1 protein-coding gene is annotated in these 885 nt (G+C 71.9%); it reads left to right on the forward strand.

Features of this window, described 5'->3' with window-relative positions; genetic code table 11:
* Positions 1-885, forward strand: an 885-nt coding sequence (locus GJ693_RS16315) for an ABC transporter permease (protein ID WP_156257263.1), incomplete at both ends; no start/stop codon positions are given.

The following is an 885-nucleotide window of genomic DNA, read 5'->3' on the forward strand; positions in this document are numbered from 1 at the left end:
CTGGCCCCGGCCGATCAGGCGCGGCTGGCGGCGGTGCCGGGGCTGGCGCATGTGCGCTTTCAGCGGGTGATCAGCGTGCGGATCGACCCTGCGCGGCCGGCGGTCGCCGTGATGGCGCAGGGCGGCCAGGCCAGCGTGCCGCTGATCGCGGAAACGGATGCGCCAGCACCGGACGGCACCACCCGCGCCCTGATCTCGGAGCCGCTGGCCTGGCTCTACGGCTGGCGCGTCGGCGAAGTGCACGATCTGGTGATCGGCGGGCAGCCGCGCCGGCTGTTCATCGCCGGCACCTGGCGCGATTACGCCCGGCAATGGGGCGCGATCATCCTACCGCTGGAGGCGTATCGCCGCTTCACCGGTGACGACACAGCGACCGAAGCCGCCTTCGATCTCAAGCCCGGCGCCGACGCGCGCGCGGTGCAGGAGGCGTTGCAGGAGGCGTTGCCGGCGGCCGTGCAGGGCCAGGCCCAGTTTGGCCGCCCGGCCGAGATGCGGCACGTGGCGCTGACCATCTTCGATCGCAGTTTCGCCGTCACCTATGCGCTGGAAGCCATTGCCATCATCATCGGCCTGATCGGCGTGGCGACCAGCTTTTCGGCGCAAGTGCTGGCCCGCATGCGCGAATTCGGCATGTTGCGCCACATCGGTGTGCCGCGCCGGCAGATCCTGCAGATGCTGGGGCTGGAAGGGGCGGGGCTGGGCCTGATCGGCGCGCTGTCGGGCCTGTCCTTGGGGCTGGTGATGGCGCTGGTGCTGGTGCGCGTGGTCAACCCGCAGAGCTTCCACTGGACCATGGATCTGGCGCTGCCGTGGCCGCTGCTGGCCGGGCTGGTGGCGGCACTGGTGACGTGCGCCGGCGGCACGGCGGTGGTGGCGGGCCGGCGC

The organism is Sandarakinorhabdus oryzae (assembly GCF_009733735.1).
Lineage (GTDB): Bacteria > Pseudomonadota > Alphaproteobacteria > Sphingomonadales > Sphingomonadaceae > Sandarakinorhabdus > Sandarakinorhabdus oryzae.